The organism is Microvirga sp. KLBC 81, from assembly GCF_003075415.1.
Classification (GTDB): domain Bacteria; phylum Pseudomonadota; class Alphaproteobacteria; order Rhizobiales; family Beijerinckiaceae; genus Microvirga.
This window is the reverse complement of the sequence record NZ_QDAH01000020.1, coordinates 1-15769: the sequence shown is the minus strand read 5'-3', so window position 1 is coordinate 15769 and position 15769 is coordinate 1. Positions and strand designations below refer to the sequence as shown.

The following is a 15769-nucleotide window of genomic DNA, read 5'->3' as shown; positions in this document are numbered from 1 at the left end:
AGAAATGCCACCCCAGGCTCCCTCAGCCGATCATCGCACCAACGGGCTCCTGGCGGCCCTGGAGCCGGAGGAGTTTGCGGGTCTGGAGCCTCATCTCGAACTCGTCGAGCTGACACTGGGGCTGGTGCTCTATGACACGAGCGACACGACCGTGTCCTACGCGTACTTCCCGCATGACACGGTCGTGTCGCTCGTGAATGTTCTGGAGGATGGCAGGACCGTCGAGGTGGCGGTGTTCGGGCGCGAGGGCGTGCTGGGCCTGCTGAGTGCGCAGGTCACGCGGGAGGCTTTCGGGCGCTACAGCGTGCAGATGCCCGGCACCGCCTCGCGCATCGCGGTGGAGCGCCTTGATGAGGTGCGGAACGCGCACCCCAAGCTTCGGCAGTTGATTGCCCGCTATAGCGAGGCCCTGCTGGCGCAGACGTTCCAGATGCTCACCTGCAATGCCGTCCATCCGGTGGAGGCGCGCTGCTGCCGCTGGATCCTGAGACTCCAGGATCGGGTGGGGAGGGACACCTTGCTGCTCACGCACGAGGTCCTGGCCGAGATGCTGGGCGTGCAACGCTCCACCGTCAGTGTGGTGACCCGCACGCTCCAAGGTGCCGGGCTGATCCAGCAGAGCCGAGGGAGCATCACGGTGATCGACCGGGCGGGTCTCGAGGAGGCGGCCTGCGAATGCTACGGCCGGATCCGGCAGCTCTACCAGCGCCTGCTGCCCGGTACCTACCCGGCAGCTCCCTCGCGTGGGAAACCACCAAACTGCACCGTTGTGTAAGGAGACCTCACTTCTAAGAGGACATTGCCGTGGCCCGCTACTACTTTGACATTCATGACGGGGCGCAGGTTGTGCGTGATGACGAGGGCTCCGAGTTCGACAGTCTGGAAGCCGCGGTACAAGGGGCGGCCCGCTCGGCGGCCGAGATTGGAATAATTGCTGACGAGCAGAAGCGAGCCCGCTTTCGCAAGCCAGCAGCCTACTCGCACGGGGTATTCTTCATCGCCTTATGCCCGTCTTGCCCACGCTCGTTGGGGCAATAACCTGATGGCAGCGGCATAGCTCCATCTTGCATGCGGGAGGGCAACAGTGGCTTGCAGTCTCACGAGTGAACGAACCCATTTGGCTCGGGCCCTACAACCCTCTATCGCCGCTCTGTCATTATTCGTCTTTACAATCGTGCAGGTCGAGAGGGTAGCAGCGCTCGAAGTGGGCGTGAGCGGAGGTGCTGCTGGACTGGGCGCAGGAGTGAGCGCTGGCGTTGGATCTGGCGGGATCAGCGCCGGAGCGGGCCTCAGCAGCGGAGGCAACGGGGCCTCCATCGGCGGCGGCCTTGGCCCGAGTGGCATTGGCGGTGGGGCTGGAGCTAATGCGGGCGCGGTGGGAGCCTCGGCTAATGCAGGTATCGGATCCAACGGACTCAGTGCGGGAGGAAGCATTCGCAGCGGAGACAGCGGGGCTTCTGTAGGTGGCAGCGTTGGCCCGAGTGGCATTGGCGCCGGAGGCAGCCTGAGCGGCGCAGGTGGCGGAGGTGGGTCGCTGGGTTTCAGTGGCGGGGCGGGAGCTGGCTTGGGAGGCAACGGAAGCGGAACTTCTGGAGTAGGCTCCGTCGGTGCAGGAACATCAGCCTCGATGAACGGAGGCAATCCCGATCAACGTGCACCCGACGCGGCACGCACCTCAGGATTTCTCGCCAGCATTGCTCCCACCGCCCTTGCAATGTCATCCTTAGCAGGGCCCGCCGTTCCAAAGGTGCTGTTGCCGATTGAGAAAGGGGGCGGCGATAGCGGATGGTTCCGGAGCATCTACCTGCTCCAACCTCTGCGAGCCAAACTCGGTACGCCGCTAAGCGTTGTTCAGTCCTGCCGGAACGCACTTATCTCCGGCGCCTTGCGCTATGGGGCCACGCAAGTCGACGTTGTCAGTGCCGGACGTACTGCCCGTCTAAAGGGCGGTGGCTTTTCAGCTCCCGTTGAAGCACGGATCTTGTTCCAGCGAGGCAATCATGTGCAGCTTCGGCAGGCACGGATCACGTGCCGTTTGGATCAAGCAGGCCGAATAGTCGCGATATTTTAGGACTTAAGCTGCGACAGCGGCGCGGTTGATGAAGTGGTTACTGTCCGGAGTCCTGTTGCATACCCCCGTTTTCTGAGCTTTCTGTGACAGAAAGTCTTGGGAACGCGAGCGGACCTGAACTGCTGGGCCGCGGACAAAAAAGAATTACTTCGAAAAGGTTAGGCGGGCAGCAGTATTCAAAGCCCAAAGTTGCCAGAATTGCCCGGCATTTTCTGAGCCTGCCATATGGCTTCAGTCGTTTCTTCGTGGTGGGATTTGCAAGTCACTTCAGTACTCCGCAAGCATTACACCTACCAACAACCTTTCGGAGGGCCCCCATGGTGCCGCAGAGAAGTTGGCTTTCAAGCACCTCCTCCAGCAAGCACGTACCCAAGGAGCGACGCGGATGGTGGAGCCTTGTACCCACTGTAGTTGCTTTAGGTGTGTTTGCGTATTCTTCGCACGGTCTCGCAGGTGACGAGATTGGCCCAGCCACTCCCCACCTGCCTCAAATTCGAGAGGACCAGGCGCTAGACCGTGCACGACCAACACCTCATTCGGCAAAACAGGACTCTGCAATATCTCCACATCCAAATGCATCGCAGAGCTATTGGACCTCACTCATCCATCAGCTTTCGTCGGGCCCTGAAAGAACCGAGCTCGCTGCCGATGTTGGAGAATTGCTGCGGCAGGGGGATTTGACCGGAGCGCAGCGGAGGCTTGAGGCTGCTATAGCTGCAGGGGCATTCGCCATACTCATCATTGATGGTATTCAGGATCCGGAAGTGCAGGGAGCGCTGCAAGCTCTGGCACGTGAGCGGAAAGACACACCCTTTGCTCAGGGCGTCTCAGTCGGCGACGCGGGAGAAAAAGAGGGCAAGGCAGGGGAACCGGGCGATGCTGCGGAAAGAGAGAGGGTGCGTGCCGAAGCAGCGCTGCAAGAGCTGCACGTTATGCAAGGGCAACTCGCAGCTTCAAGGGAAAAGGAGGCTAGAGTAGTAGAGCTTGAGCATGCACTGGAGCAGGAAAAAGGACGGGCTGATTCAGCCATCCAAGACTTGAGCCTCGTACGAGGGCAGCTCGCGGCAATGACGCAGAACGCCACAAGAGCCGCTGAAGCGAGAGACAAGCATGCCAGAGAGGTGGAAAAGGGTAACGCTGCACTGTCAGAACTGACTGTGAAATTGACGGAGGCGCAAGAGCAACTTGCACATCTCAAAGGGAGCGCCGCAGAGGCAGCCGAGTTGCGAGCAGCTCTTGAGCGGGAAAGAGCTGCAGCAGGATTTGCTGCCCGCGAAATCGAGTCTCTGAAAAGTCAAGTCGTTAAGCTCCTGACAGTCGGCGTCAGTCCCACCGAAGTGGTAAGCTCATCCGCCCAGGAGAAAGAGCGAGCAGATGCCGCATCCCAGCAGTTGAAGGCTGTGGAGGAGCAACTCTCTGCTCTCCGGGAGAGCGAGGCCAAGATGCAGGGCGAGTTAAAACAAGAGAGCGCGCGCAACGCTTCGGTCACTCGCCAGTTGCTGGCTTCCCAGAGAGAAATTTTAGCTCTGAAAGCCCAAGCAGCGCTTGCTGCTACAATTCAGGGAGCGCTCCGCCAAGAGAAAGAGAATACCGCTGCGGCACGCCGCGACGTACAAGCTCTGAAGAGACAAATCGCGAATTTAGAAGCCCACACGGAATTCGTGCCCGCCGCACTGCTTTTCCAAAGCACTCCGGTCCTGCTCAAGCCTTCAAGCCATACATTCGAGGGTGGCGCTAGGCCAAGCAGCGGAGCCGGTACGGAGGATGATGTTTCCGACCGCAAGGCTCGGCAGGGATCTCTCCCTCCCCAAGTCGAGACGGAGCGCAAATTGTCCGATGAAGCAACGACGCAGAGCCGCCGCCGCAATCTCCCAATAAAATTCGAAGACGAGAAATCGGCTAGGCCACCTTCCGGAAGCCCTAAGCCAAGTGAAGCGGCAGACAGAAACACTGTCGTCAAGCTCAAGCGTTCTCCTCGCTTACCAGCTCGGGAGAATTCCGCCACTGAGGCTCTCGCTCCGGATGTGCCCGCAGTCCTACTGCCCGTCGATGGGCTTTGGGCGTTGTACTAGATGAGAATCCAGTGGAGACGTCCTGTCCACCTAACGCTCAGAAGGACGTAAGGGATCTCACTGGCAAGAGGCGCTTTTGGCCATGCGGGGAAAACGCCGAGCAGGGGGTGGCTGATGAAGTAGCGCTAGCCAAGAGATTTCGATTCAGAAATCAAAAGTAAGAAAGCGAAGGTGAAGCTACGGCTGCTGGGGAATGAGACGAATGATGGCGGTCTGGCGCGCGCTGGTTGCCCCAATCCCACGCGCCTTGGGTGAGGACAGGAGGTCCTCATGGAAACCTTCGCGATAATGGTGACGCTGCTTGGCACCCATCTCGCGCGGGCGGACCTGTCCCAGGTGCCAACCCGCGACTGGGTCATCCTCGGGATATTTCTGGTGTTCCTATTCTGGCTATTGCGCGAGCGCCGGAGCGTAGGAGATGGCTCCGGTCATCAGCAGGCGGGCGAGAAGGTCGCGTTTCGTCTTGGCAAGGCGCTGCGGAAGGTTATCTGGCCCTCGTAGGGCTTCGCGCGTGCCGCCCGCCCGCATCAGCTCGGCTAGGCGCTGTGCCTTGCGCTTGGTGATCCGGTCGGAGAGCATCTTCGCACCCGCGCCGAGAACGGGAACCGCAGCCGCCGAGGGATAGCCCGACAGGAGACCGCTGACGGCTGCGGCGGTCGAGGCCGCCGTGCCGAGCGCGCCCGACTGCGGCGCGAGCGCCCGGCCGGTGTACGCGACGAGGTTGCGCCCGAGCGTGCCCTGCGCCACGTCGTTGGCGGAGGCCAGCTCGTCCGGGGTCAGGTTCGGCATCCGCTCCGGCAGCTTGCCGATCATCGTGCGCGTCGCCCGCTCCGGCCCCTGGCGGTTCGCCGCCTCTTCGATGATGTCCTCGACCCGCTCCGACTTCTCGGCCCTGGCCCACAGCGAGCGGGCCTTGTCGAGGGCCGCTGCCGCCGCCTTGTTGTCGCCCGAGATCAGGTCGTCCTCGCCCGCGCCTTCGATGAAGCGGTCGATCCGGCCGCGCACCTTCAAGAGCAGCCGGTTGGTGATGTCCTTCTTGCCCGTGGGGTCGTACCACTCGCGCGTGAGCTGGCGGATGTTCTTCAGCTCGGTCAGGGTCGGCGTGGCGTTGTCGAGCCGCTTGAGGATCTTGGCGACCTTCGGCGAGATGTCGGGGTCGTAGGCGGTGCCGAGGTCGTCGACCACCTCAGCCTTTAGACGGTCCATGCCCTTCCGGGTGAACATCACGCCTGCCTCGTCGGCCTCCTTGAAGGCGGCAGCCGACGCTCGGCGCAGCTCGTCCTGGCTTGGCACCTTCGGCACCTGGCCGGTGAGCCTCTTTGCGCCTTGGCCGAGCGCGTCTGCCAGCTTGGATGCACCGGAGGCCACGGCCTGACCGCCCGCACCGGAGACAGCCCCGGTGAGAAGGTCGGTCCCGTCTACCTCGCGCTCATGGCCGAGTTCGGTCAGAGCCGACACGGCGGCACCCTCCACGCCGCCCGCCGCCAGACGGGCGGCAAGCCGCTTGTTGCGCACCATCTGCGTCGGCGAGGTGCCGGGAAGCGCACCAAGGGTCTTGGCACCGCCGAGCATCTCGGCCGCCGTTCCGGCGAGACCCGAACGGGAGCGCGCGTCCTCGGTGTTCCGGCGGCGCTCTTCGCGCGTCGGGCCGATGCCGGTTGCCTCCGACAGATAGCCGCCCAGCGTGTCGGCGAGACCGAAGGTCAGACCGTCTGCGGCCACGAGAGGCCACTGCCAGGCAGGCATGCGCCCGAACTCGTCCTTGACGACCGCAGCCTGCGCGCGAGCGGGATCGCCCGACATCACTTCGGCGGTATAGGCCGCGATGGCAGGATCGGGGCTGCCCTCCGCCTGTTTTCTGGCAAGTTCCCACGGCTTCAGGTCGGGCTGAGCCTCCGGCGCCTGGGGCTGGCTCCAGTCGCGTTGCCAGGGCTTGAGGCCAGCCTCCTCCTGCTGTCGCCGGGCAATCTCCCATGGCTTCAAACCCGCCTCGGCGGCGCGCTTGCGCGCCCTGGCAAGGGCCATCAACCGCTCTCTTTCCTGGTCGGGGGCCACGGCAGCCTCCGGCTGCCGGAATCGCTCCCATGGCTTGCCTTCGGCCTGCGCCTCGGCAGCCTGCCTGCGGGCACGCGCTCGCGCGAGGATCAACGCCTTTTCCTGTTCAATCGTCAGATCCATGATCCGCTCCGTTCTGTGTTTGTTCCAATATCGGCCCGATCATCGCTCCCGTCTACTCGGCGAGCCGACCTGGCACCTCGGGCTGTCTGATTAATCGTGCCGCGTGGCGAGCCCGTGGGCCGGGATTTCATGTCCGGGGCTACCAACCTCCCATCGAACGCTGAATGCCCGCCAACGGACTCGGCGCGGGCCATCTGCAAGCCCTCTGGCCGTCTGAAGATCCGGCCGCTTCTTATCTTCTTATCAGGGTAGAGGGGTGTGGGCATCGAGATAAGGTCGGAGACGGTTGCCGGGACATTCGCCTCCTGTACCCGGCTTGTGCTCCGATCACTTCGAGGGGCGATCACAACGATCACAAGATCACAACGGGAAGGATCACTCATTGCTGCCGTTCCTCGCTTCGCTGTAGGACTTTGTGATCTTGTGATCGTTGTGATCGAGATCACAACGCTCGGGATGAATGTACCGCCCCCGTGAGACTTTCCTCACCTCTCCCGCCTTGGTCATGCTCACGAGCAATTGGCGAACGTTCTGGTTCGACATGCCAGTAGCGTCGGAGATGTCCGCCGGGGTCATGGTGTCGTCCGCTTCCATGAGGGCAGACAGGATCAGGCTCCGCTCGTCGGTGCGGCGCACCTCTTGTGCTTGGCCGATCACGAACCAGCGGCAATCACCCTTGTTGAACTCCACGGCACTCTCGATTTCCTCGATGTCGCGTCCGCGCCCGTAGATCGTCGCGCCACTGCTATTCCGGTCGAGAACGATAGTCGTGTCCGCCGCGCCGGAGAGCCCGAGCGTGCCGCTCACCTTTTCGAACGGGTCCACATTGCTGCCGCCCTTCCTCGTGTGGTGGACGACGACGATAGCAACCTGAAACTCAGACGCGAGAGCCTGCAAGCCCTTGATCGCGTGATAATCGGCCTCGTACTGGTTATCGTGTGCCCCACTTCTCGGCCTGAACATCATCAGCACATCCACGATGATGAGGCGCGGATTCTTCGCATTCGTGATCCACGCGCGGATTTCGTCGAGGCCGCCCTCGTTGGCGCGGGGCCACTCGGTTGCGTACTCGAAATCCGGCGGCCAGTCGTTGAGCGGCCCGAGCACCTTGTCGATGCGCTTTTGAAGGCGGCGCTCGTTGTCCTCCAGGGCGAGATAAAGCACATCGCCTTGTTCGCACTCGATGCCGCCCAGGCATGCCTCGCCCATGGCCACGGCGAGGCCCATCTCCAGTACGAGCCAACTTTTCCGAGCTTGGGCCGTCCAGCGAGAAGGGTGCAGCCTTCCGCGATATAGCCGGGCACCACGTACCGGATCGGCTCGAACTGCCTGCGCCGCAGCTCACGGGCTGAACGGATCATCGGCTTCGTGCCGCCCTGCGCGCCGCCATGCGCGTGTTGCCGCCGCTGGGCACGCAGCTCTTCGAGATCGATGTAATCGCGATGAATGTCCATCAGGATGCTTTCTTGTAACAACGCGAGGAGGTCACGAGGATGCGCGGCCTTGGACGAGTCAGGATCTGATCCAGCTCTTCGCCATGCGCTTCGTCCTCGGCGAGGAGAGAGCCTGCGCATTCGAGGCGAATAGCCGCGACTTCGGGGCGGATAATGCAGATGCCTTCCTGGCGAGCCCTGAGCCAGCCGAGCACGGTGCGGTGCACGCGCAGCTCGCCGTGCTCAGAGAGCCGAGGAGCGTGAATCTTCGCCTCGCCGAGCGCGAACGCTCGGCGCAACCACGTGGCCGTCCTCCCGGTAGCGGGATTCCAGGCGATCAGGTCAATAGGCTCGCCCCAGAGATCAGTGACGAGGAAGACGAAAACTGGCTCTCCCTCGACAATCGGGTGATCGTCGGCGAAATCGAAAATGTCGCCGTTGAAATGAACGTGGCTGACCCGAACGAGGGTCGGCCCCGCAAGTGCATCGGGCGGAACTCCTAGCCGCTCTAACTTTTCGACGTGAAAGGGAATCGGGATGGTGCAGCCACTGAAGGCAGCCTCGATGCCGTAAGGATCGCGGGCGTTCATGACGCCCTCCTGCCAGTGAAGAGATCGAAGAAATCGCGCCAAGCATGTCCGGCGACGATGCCATCCGTGATGTCGCGACTTTGTCTCAGCGCGCTCGCGCGCGGCGAGATAGTGCTTCCAGGCGGCTTCGACGCGCTCCGCGTTGGGCTCGGACTTCCCATGATCGTCCGATGAGAAGGAGCGGGGGTGTTCAGTCATGCCGCCCTCCCGAAAAGATGCAACTCGGCGACCAGTGTGGCCTGCGCTTGGCTCACGCGTGCCCTGCGCATGATGGTACGAATGGCATGAGCTTCTGTGGGGGAGTGGGTGAGAGTTGAACGGGATTTGTCGTTATGCGCGGCCTTGCACCGCTCGGTGGAGGTGGTAAGAGTTGTCATGCAAAAGACTTCCTGGCCCTGTCCACGAGTTCGCAGCTCGGACGGGGCCTTTCCGTTGAGGAATCACGCGGCGACGGGGCGGCTCTGACGCGCCTCGATCCATACGATCAGATCGCCGACGCGCCAGCCAAGGCGGCGCTCCGAAAGGCGGATCGGGGGCGGGACGGCACCACTGCGGTAGAGACGCCTGAAATGCGGAAGCGATAAATTCAAAAACGCCGCCGCTTCGGCGGCGCTCAGGACACGGTGACGGTTGAGATCCGCCGGAAGGTGATCGAGCGTGTTGGTCATGGACTGAGCCCTTGGCCGCAGCCGGGCACCATGCCCGGCCTTCTGGCGTGAGCCTGGAGGATCTGAAGTCATCCAGGATCATGAGGGCGCGAGCCTAATTCTGAGAGATCAGGCGTTCATGTCGGGGATGCTCATCTTTTTTTGGGCGCTATCCCCTATGTGGAGGATTTTTCTGGTGATCCTTGAGGCAGACGATTTCAGAAGCCTTTTTGCTTCTTTTCTGTCTCTTCCAGTAATCTTCGATGGCAGACGCGCTCAGTGGCTCTTTCGTCTTTGGACTGACGGCACCGAATTCATTGAGAACCGCCAGTGTGAAACGGATGCTCGGACCGCCTGGGCCTTTCGTGCCTCGACTTGTTTTCTTCCTCAGACGAAAGAATTTTCGCATCAAGACAGGGATGCCTCGGTTCACCAGCCAGCGTGTCGCCCTATCGCCAGGAAGTTCCTGCCAGCCTTCAAATCTCAGGTGTCCGGTTTCATGTTCCTCAGGACTACCTTCTTCCGGCTCTGGCTTTTCGTTTATCTTTAACAGGATTTCGGTCCAGCGGATCACGGCATCGATGTCGCGCTCAAGCCGGTGGAGGGCTGCTGCGGGGGAATGCGGCTCGTCCCGATACGGACCCGAGCGTTTGCTTTCGGCGGCCTTGGCCGCGTCAAGCTCTTCCAAGAGAGCCGTCCGTGTCATTTCCTCCAGCTGTTCGTTCCTAAGACGGCGCTTGATCTCGGCCTGGCGTCGCTTCAGGGGCTCGATCTCCTGCGCTGCCAACCTGCTGTCCTGGCGAGCCGCGTGCTTGATAAGCTCAACGCCTGCCGTCTCGTCTTTCAGGAACGCGGACAGATGATCCCTGAACTGTTTTGCTGATGCGTTCAGGGTGTTGATGCTGTTTTTCTTCTGAGGCTTCGTCGATAGATGGTCTAAGTCACGGTGCATCTCGTACCGTTCGCGAACGTCTTCGAGGGCGCGGGCGAAAGCCATCTTGTCCAAGTCGGTCGGCACCAGATCGTCCTTGCTTGACCCTCGGCACAACTCGGCGATGATCTTATCGACAGCTTCAAGGCTCACCGTGCTCATCGTGCGGCTCCAGCCTTGTCCGCCGGGGCATCGGAAACGATGGCGAGGACGTGGTCCGCCCAGACATCCAGGGCTTCGCGCTTCTCCTTGGCATACACGGCGCGGTTATAAACCCCAGCAATGCCTGCCTTGTGGCCCGACGCATGATTGAGGATTGCCTCAATGACATGCGGAAGAGTGCCCATGTCGGCCATGCGCGTGGCTGCCGTGCGCCTGAGGTCATGGAGACGCCACTCCGCAATCGGAGTGGCTGCCTCCTTCAGGCGTTTCTCAAGAGCGGCCTTCGCACTGCTCCAGCCGGAGAACGGGCGCTCCTCGTAGCCGAACAGGACCGTGCGGTTGCTGGCCGCCATGGCCGCCGTGATGATCGCCAGCGCCGGAGCCGACAGCGGGACCTCGTGGGGGCGGCCATTCTTCGTCCGGTGGGGTGGCAGGCTCCAGAGCGCCCTGTTCAGATCGATCTCGCTGCGGCGCAGGCCGCCGACCTCGTCGCGGCGCTGACCAGTCAGCATGAGCAGGCGCACGATAGCCCCGAAATTGTCGTCAGGGCAGGCCCGCCAGATCGCCGCCAGCTCGTCATCGGAAAGAACGCGCTCGCGGGATTTCTCCTCCGCCGCCTGGTTTGTCGCGGTGACGGGATTCGCCTCGGTGAGCCCCTCGCGCATGGCCCAGCCGAAGAAGGTGGACAGGGACTGGCGGGCGCGGTTCGCCGTCACAGGCCCATGATCGCGCGCAATCTCGGTGAGACGGACGGCGACCATGGCCCGTTTGACGTGGCTGATCGGGATTTCGTGGAGCGGAGCCCAAAGTTGTGTCAGGTAACGCCGGGTCGCTGAGAAGCTGCGCTCGCGCTGTCTTTGGGCGGCCACTTCGAGATAGCGTTGAACGACCATGCCCGTCGTGAGCGACGCGCGGGCTCGCGCCTCGGCCTTCTCGATTTGCGGATCGCTGCCGAGTTGCGCTCGGGATAATACATCCTTCGCAACCTTCCGCGCCCGATCAGGATCGAGGGCCTCGACGGTTCCGAGGGTGATCCTGCGCTGCTTGGTGCCGACGCGATATTGGACGATCCAGGTCCGCTTGCCTCCGGCTCTGATGCGGACGCCAAAGCCGCGCAGGGCGTCATCGAAGACGATGGCTTCGGCCTTTCCGGCGGGCAGTTCCAGCTTCGCGACGTTCGGCTTGGTGAGGCGCATCGCACCCTCCGTGGGAAGCAGATGGGAAGCAATCTCCTGCTTCCCAGCGATCTTTTCCGATCACATTGGACAGATGCTGATCTTGGAATTCGTTGAAAATAAGGACTTTCTGCTGCTTCCCGATCACCCGTGATCACTCGCAGCACATGCGGCAATGGCAGATGCTCGCATGGGTCGGCTCGGACATCAGGGCATAGCGCACCGCGCCGCACTGGCAGCCGCCGGTCATGACCGGATGTGGCGATTGATCTGGCATGGCGAGTTCAGCGGACGTGTTCTTATCAACCTGATGAACGAGAGAGAGCAGCGCGAAGCTCTTCTATAGTCACATGTGTTTTCTCGGCCAGCGCCCTCAAGGTCGCCTCTTCATCCCATGGCCGCTGACCAAGGCGCGCTTCCTCGAACAGACGCCGGTATTCCCTTACGGCATATTCCAGTGGGCCTTCGTTCGGAGGTGCGTCGCTCATTCCGGAGAACCTTTTGGGTTGGAGGAGTGCTTGAGTATCTGGAACGCTCCTCCATCCGGGCAAGGATGCTCTGGATCTACTGATCGACAGGACCTCCACAGAAGGGGAACATGCCGGGCGCAACGGCCTGCTTACCAGGTTTGAGAACAGCAACGGTCCGCGTCGTGGTCTGCGCGGTCTTCGGAACGCCGCCCGGCCAGACCGTCTCGTGCCACGTAGCTGTCCAGTCATGGAGGCCGCCTGTGGAGGAGGGTGCGAATTTCAGCGCCAGAAAGCCGGTGCTTTCATCATGGCAGTGCGGTGATTTCTTGTATTCTTTCTCCGAAAAACAGGCGCGCACGGTCTTCGTGCAACTGAAGGGCACGGCCGCGAACAGTCGCTGCTTTTCGGTCACTTCAGATGCTTTGGAATCGAGCACCACGAAGTCTGCCGTTTTGAAGGCGGCACCACCGCCCGAGTAGGATTCTGACGTGTTGGATAAGACCGCAACCGCCCAGAGATCAGGAGCAACCGGATAAAGCGCTGGGTGGATGTCGAGCAACCTGGGATCACCCGCTCCCTCCGCCTTGGGAGGCGCGGGAAATTTCGCAAGATTCCAGACGTTCAGAGCCTCCCACTGTCCAGGAGCCCTCATGACGAGACGGGAAATCGTCTTGTTCACCATCACGGCGTAGTATTCGGCGCCCGTTGCGGTCTTGCGCTCGTAGAGCTTCGGCTCCTCCACCTTGTTGCACTCGAGACCGGGGAGATTGCACAGGCCCATGATCCAATTGGGATCGAGCTTGTCGAGGTTCTTGATCTCTCTCAGGCGAATGGCCTGGATGGGCTCCTGTGCCTGAGCGATACCGCATGCTGCCATGATGAGAGCGGAGAGAGCCGCAGCTCTCAAGACAGGGCAACTTGCGTGCTTCAGTGTGATGGTGCTCTCGTTGATCATGCTCATTTCTCTGTTATAATATCTTATTACTAAAGTTTTGACATATCATGCATGAGAGGTCATCAAGTCTGGACCGGGTTTCATTTGGGTTGGGGCAGATTAAAAATCCATGATGAGGATTCTTGCTTTCCTCATAGGTGCAGGAGCTTTGGTGAATGGCCTATGGATGACGGCGATGCCGCAAGAATGGTTTATGTCCACTCCTGGTGTGAGTGAAACCGGGCCATTCAATCCGCATTTCGTAATCGATATCGGCCTTGTGAACCTTGTGTCCGGTGGGCTCGTTCTGACCGGCTCCTTGAGGAAGAACGGCTCATTCATCGTGATCGGCAGCATCTGGCCGCTTCTGCACGCGTTGTTTCATGTGCTGCACTGGTCGGTAGAGGGCTTGCCGTCCGGAGTCGCTCTCGCTCTCGAAACGATATTCGTCGTGATGCCAGCCTTCGTCGGCATTCTGTGCGGCTTTGTGATATCCAGGAAAATGTCTGATGCTGTACCGTCTTCTCAGGTTTGGCCTTGAGCGGTTCGAGAAGCGCTGGTCCTATGACGCTGGCTACCTCAAGGATATCGCCGTGGCCTCTCCGCCGGCCACCCTGAGGTTTTTGCTTTCGAACCATCCCAAGCCTTCCCGCTCGGTTCTCCCGCCGGAGGCATATCATGCCGCCAGGTTGTCCGCCGTGCTCCAGGAGGATTGCGGCCCCTGCGCTCAGCTCATGATCGATATGGCCATCGCGGACGGCGTGAAGGCGGAATCGATCGTCGCGATCGTCGAGAAGCGGTATGTGGAACTGAGCCCCGTTGTCGCTGCAGTCTGTGAATATGTATCGTCCGTTTGCCGGGGCGAGAACGCGGAGGAACTTGTCGAGGAACTGCGCAAGCATGTTCCTGAGAAAGGCCTCATCGCCCTTCTGTTCGCAGCATCCGAGGCGCGCGCATATCCTTTTCTCAAGCGCGGCCTCGGGCAGGCCAAGGCTTGCGGATTGCTGAGGATTCAGGACGATCTGGTCGTGCGCCGTCATGTTTCACCCGACGCTGCTGCCTGAGGACGCCGGGATGGGTAAAGAGCATGCGAGCGAGGCTTAGGTGGCCCCACTCGCTTTAGCTATCTAAGCGGCCATCGCTTTTTGGTTCTCGTCGATCTTCGAGGAAGCCGGTGGCGGAGAGCCACTTCTGCTCGGCCCCGACCAGAAGAGCGAGGTCCTTGGTCATGGCGCCGGCCTCGACCGTGTCGACGCAGACCTTCTCCAGCGTCGCGGCGAACTTGGCGAGTTCTGTGTTCCTCGTAGAGGGAAAGTGAAAATCTCAGCATTGCACGAGTTCTAAAGGCAGGGATAAGTTACACTATATCAAAGGGCGCGGGGGGCGGAATTGTTCGAGACAATCCAGGAGATCGAGGAGAGCCTCCTGAATGCAGGCCTGTCGCTGGAAAGCGCGCGATCTGTCGCTGAGCACGCGAGACCCGCAATCGTCATCACGACGGAGGCAGTCGGCAGCGAAGAGGAGATCCCCCTGGGTGCAACCAAGATTGGCGGTTGTCCGGATCTCCCCGCCGGCATGACTTGGCCTGTCCGCCCGCCGTACCCCAACGGGGCGCAGATCCGGGACGAGCATCTCAAGATGGCAGGGAAGTATCCAGCGTTTAGCTGGATGCCTGAAGAGGAGCGTGAGCGCTACCGGCGTGAGGCGCTTGAACTGGCCGACGCTGCGATGCGCGAAGCGCCGCTTGCCTTCATCGCGCAGATCGATCTGGCGGCCGTTGCGACGGTCGCTGCTCTGGACGCAGATTTTCCAAAGGAAGGTCGCTTTCTTCTCTTCTATGATGTCAAGGAGCAGCCCTGGGGGTTCAGGTTAGGAGACATCGTTGGAGCCCGTCTGATCTTCGATCAAACGCCCGTTCCGGCGCTCGTACGGATGCCTGTTCCGGAGGATATGGCCGAAATGCGAATGGATCCGCTGCGATGCACTTTAGCCGCCACTCTCGTTTGCGAGAGTCCCTTTTCGCCGACCTTTGATCATCTCGATGACAAAGATATGCTCTTTCAGTGGAGCGACGACTTGGAGCCTCTCGGCAGCACGCATCGCGTCGGCGGCTATCCCACACAAATACAAGGCGACATGGCCTGTGAATGTGTGCTCCTGTCCCAAGGGATTGATTTAGGTAGCTCGCCCGAACCTTTGGACGAGATCGAGCTTGAACCCGAACGTCAGAATTGGGTCTTCCTGTTCCAGATCGCGTCTGACGATAACAATGGCATGATGTGGGGCGATTCCGGGATGCTCTACCTGTGGATCCACCGCTGCGACCTGAAGGCGCGCCGTTTCGAGAATGCTCGACCTATTCTTCAATGCGGATGAAAGGCTCTTTGCAATTTGACCATCATTCACTAGCACTAGGATGAAAATGAAAGCAGGCGCGCCAAACACGCTCGTGGATCGAGTGCTGCAAGATCCAGACAACGATCTTATACAGATGGTGTGCGCCTTCCAAGAGACTCCCGACGCCGTTTGGCATATCGACCGGCATGTGCTGGATCCGACCGAACCTGTCATAGTCGATCCCGCATTCCTTCTTTCAGCCTGTGCCGCAGGCTTATCGTTGCTCCGCAAATGGTCAAGCCAACGAGCTGTTTTAGCCGATCAGGGGATCGTAATTTCCGAGCCCTATTTGATCATAGATGACGAATGGCTCGCGGCAGAGCCAAAAGCGCCGCCTCCTCATGTTTATATCTGCATAACTGCCGGTGAAGAGGAGCTGAGCGTAGGCCATGAGCCTGACCACCGAAATAAGCTGGTGTTTCCTGCTCCAGTGGCTGAGCTTCTTACCGAGAACGAAACCTTTTACAGGATTAGCGGCGTCTTCGAGGATGAACCGGGGGCATGGTTGATCAAGATTAAGAAAGCGCCTGTTTCGTAGTGCCTCGGCAGATCAAATTCACAGCTTTAGTCGCATAAAAAGCCCGGCTTTTGCCGGGCTTTCTGTTTTGCTGGAACGGCCTAGCCCTCTTAAGCCGCCATTGCCTTCTTGAGGTTCTCGTCGATCTTGTCGAGGAAGCCGGTGGTGGAGAGCCACTTCTGCTCGGCGCCG

The 15769-nt window shown here is 60.8% G+C and carries 16 protein-coding genes and 2 pseudogenes; 7 read left to right on the top strand and 11 right to left on the bottom strand.

All coding sequences use genetic code 11. The annotated features are described in order from the left end of the window. Positions 1–4: 4 nt before the first annotated feature. From DC522_RS14470 to DC522_RS14460, 3 genes are all read left to right on the top strand, one after another. Positions 5–775: a Crp/Fnr family transcriptional regulator gene (locus tag DC522_RS14470; RefSeq protein WP_116529391.1), complete on the top strand. Its 771-nt coding sequence runs from the start codon at positions 5–7 to the stop codon at positions 773–775. A gap of 29 nt (positions 776–804) precedes the next feature. After that, positions 805–1038, top strand: coding sequence for a hypothetical protein (locus DC522_RS14465; RefSeq protein WP_116529390.1), 234 nt, complete (start codon positions 805–807; stop codon positions 1036–1038). Positions 1039–2748: 1710 nt separating this feature from the next. Continuing rightward, a complete protein-coding gene (locus DC522_RS14460) occupies positions 2749–4143 on the top strand; it encodes a hypothetical protein (RefSeq protein ID WP_133239290.1) in 1395 nt (464 codons plus the stop codon). Positions 4144–4533: 390 nt separating this feature from the next. Here DC522_RS14460 and DC522_RS14455 read toward each other — a convergent pair whose 3' ends face one another. From DC522_RS14455 to DC522_RS14420, 10 genes and pseudogenes are all read right to left on the bottom strand, one after another. Further along, positions 4534–6321 (bottom strand): hypothetical protein, encoded by a 1788-nt coding sequence (locus DC522_RS14455; protein ID WP_116529388.1) that lies wholly within the window; start codon positions 6319–6321, stop codon positions 4534–4536. 375 nt (positions 6322–6696) lie between these two features. Further along, positions 6697–7602, bottom strand: a complete 906-nt coding sequence (locus DC522_RS14450; RefSeq protein ID WP_256369860.1) for an AAA family ATPase — start codon at positions 7600–7602, stop codon at positions 6697–6699. Between the two features lie 172 nt (positions 7603–7774). Next, on the bottom strand, positions 7775–8542 hold the full coding sequence (locus DC522_RS14445; RefSeq protein ID WP_116529386.1) for a hypothetical protein: 768 nt from the start codon (positions 8540–8542) through the stop codon (positions 7775–7777). Beyond that, positions 8539–8721, bottom strand: a complete 183-nt coding sequence (locus DC522_RS34295; RefSeq protein WP_133239289.1) for a hypothetical protein — start codon at positions 8719–8721, stop codon at positions 8539–8541. Before DC522_RS34295 ends, DC522_RS14445 begins: the two co-directional genes overlap by 4 nt. A 63-nt stretch (positions 8722–8784) precedes the next feature. Then, positions 8785–9012 (bottom strand): AlpA family transcriptional regulator, encoded by a 228-nt coding sequence (locus DC522_RS14440; protein WP_116529385.1) that lies wholly within the window; start codon positions 9010–9012, stop codon positions 8785–8787. Between the two features lie 148 nt (positions 9013–9160). Next, a complete protein-coding gene (locus tag DC522_RS14435; protein ID WP_116529384.1) occupies positions 9161–10084 on the bottom strand; it encodes a hypothetical protein in 924 nt (307 codons plus the stop codon). Further along, positions 10081–11280 (bottom strand): site-specific integrase, encoded by a 1200-nt coding sequence (locus DC522_RS14430; protein WP_116529383.1) that lies wholly within the window; start codon positions 11278–11280, stop codon positions 10081–10083. The genes DC522_RS14435 and DC522_RS14430 overlap by 4 nt, the downstream gene beginning before the upstream one ends. A gap of 142 nt (positions 11281–11422) precedes the next feature. Next, a pseudogene (locus DC522_RS14425) lies at positions 11423–11536 on the bottom strand (GFA family protein); the annotation flags it as partial. 25 nt (positions 11537–11561) lie between these two features. Continuing rightward, the gene (locus DC522_RS34290; RefSeq protein ID WP_133239288.1) at positions 11562–11747 is read right to left on the bottom strand and encodes a hypothetical protein; all 186 of its coding nucleotides are present in this window, start codon (positions 11745–11747) and stop codon (positions 11562–11564) included. Positions 11748–11823: 76 nt separating this feature from the next. Beyond that, a complete protein-coding gene (locus DC522_RS14420; RefSeq protein WP_133239287.1) occupies positions 11824–12684 on the bottom strand; it encodes a hypothetical protein in 861 nt (286 codons plus the stop codon). A gap of 166 nt (positions 12685–12850) precedes the next feature. On the opposite strand from DC522_RS14420, the gene DC522_RS14415 reads away from it, so the two are divergent. Together DC522_RS14415 and DC522_RS14410 are read left to right on the top strand one after the other, a co-directional pair. Beyond that, positions 12851–13204 (top strand): hypothetical protein, encoded by a 354-nt coding sequence (locus tag DC522_RS14415; RefSeq protein WP_116529381.1) that lies wholly within the window; start codon positions 12851–12853, stop codon positions 13202–13204. Next, positions 13173–13727 (top strand): hypothetical protein, encoded by a 555-nt coding sequence (locus DC522_RS14410; protein WP_116529380.1) that lies wholly within the window; start codon positions 13173–13175, stop codon positions 13725–13727. Before DC522_RS14415 ends, DC522_RS14410 begins: the two co-directional genes overlap by 32 nt. Before the next feature lie 63 nt (positions 13728–13790). On the opposite strand, the pseudogene DC522_RS14405 reads toward DC522_RS14410, so the two are convergent. Then, a pseudogene (locus DC522_RS14405) lies at positions 13791–13962 on the bottom strand (NADP-dependent isocitrate dehydrogenase); the annotation flags it as partial. A gap of 90 nt (positions 13963–14052) precedes the next feature. Between DC522_RS14405 and DC522_RS14400 the strand changes: the two are divergent. Beyond that, entirely contained in the window at positions 14053–15039 is a 987-nt protein-coding gene (locus tag DC522_RS14400) for a YwqG family protein (RefSeq protein ID WP_116529379.1), read from the top strand. Positions 15040–15085: 46 nt separating this feature from the next. Then, a complete protein-coding gene (locus tag DC522_RS14395; RefSeq protein WP_116529378.1) occupies positions 15086–15598 on the top strand; it encodes a hypothetical protein in 513 nt (170 codons plus the stop codon). Positions 15599–15769: the final 171 nt, after the last annotated feature.

What these genes read in the sequence shown, in the direction of transcription:
- DC522_RS14470 (WP_116529391.1), top strand. Translation starts at nt 5, where the DNA reads ATGCCACCCCAGGCTCCCTCAGCCGATCATCGCACCAACGGGCTCCTG.
- DC522_RS14455 (WP_116529388.1), bottom strand. Translation starts at nt 6,321, where the DNA reads ATGGATCTGACGATTGAACAGGAAAAGGCGTTGATCCTCGCGCGAGCG.
- DC522_RS14445 (WP_116529386.1), bottom strand. Translation starts at nt 8,542, where the DNA reads ATGACTGAACACCCCCGCTCCTTCTCATCGGACGATCATGGGAAGTCC.
- DC522_RS34295 (WP_133239289.1), bottom strand. Translation starts at nt 8,721, where the DNA reads ATGACAACTCTTACCACCTCCACCGAGCGGTGCAAGGCCGCGCATAAC.
- DC522_RS14440 (WP_116529385.1), bottom strand. Translation starts at nt 9,012, where the DNA reads ATGACCAACACGCTCGATCACCTTCCGGCGGATCTCAACCGTCACCGT.
- DC522_RS14435 (WP_116529384.1), bottom strand. Translation starts at nt 10,084, where the DNA reads ATGAGCACGGTGAGCCTTGAAGCTGTCGATAAGATCATCGCCGAGTTG.
- DC522_RS14430 (WP_116529383.1), bottom strand. Translation starts at nt 11,280, where the DNA reads ATGCGCCTCACCAAGCCGAACGTCGCGAAGCTGGAACTGCCCGCCGGA.
- DC522_RS34290 (WP_133239288.1), bottom strand. Translation starts at nt 11,747, where the DNA reads ATGAGCGACGCACCTCCGAACGAAGGCCCACTGGAATATGCCGTAAGG.
- DC522_RS14420 (WP_133239287.1), bottom strand. Translation starts at nt 12,684, where the DNA reads ATGATCAACGAGAGCACCATCACACTGAAGCACGCAAGTTGCCCTGTC.
- DC522_RS14415 (WP_116529381.1), top strand. Translation starts at nt 12,851, where the DNA reads ATGACGGCGATGCCGCAAGAATGGTTTATGTCCACTCCTGGTGTGAGT.
- DC522_RS14410 (WP_116529380.1), top strand. Translation starts at nt 13,173, where the DNA reads ATGCTGTACCGTCTTCTCAGGTTTGGCCTTGAGCGGTTCGAGAAGCGC.
- DC522_RS14395 (WP_116529378.1), top strand. Translation starts at nt 15,086, where the DNA reads ATGAAAGCAGGCGCGCCAAACACGCTCGTGGATCGAGTGCTGCAAGAT.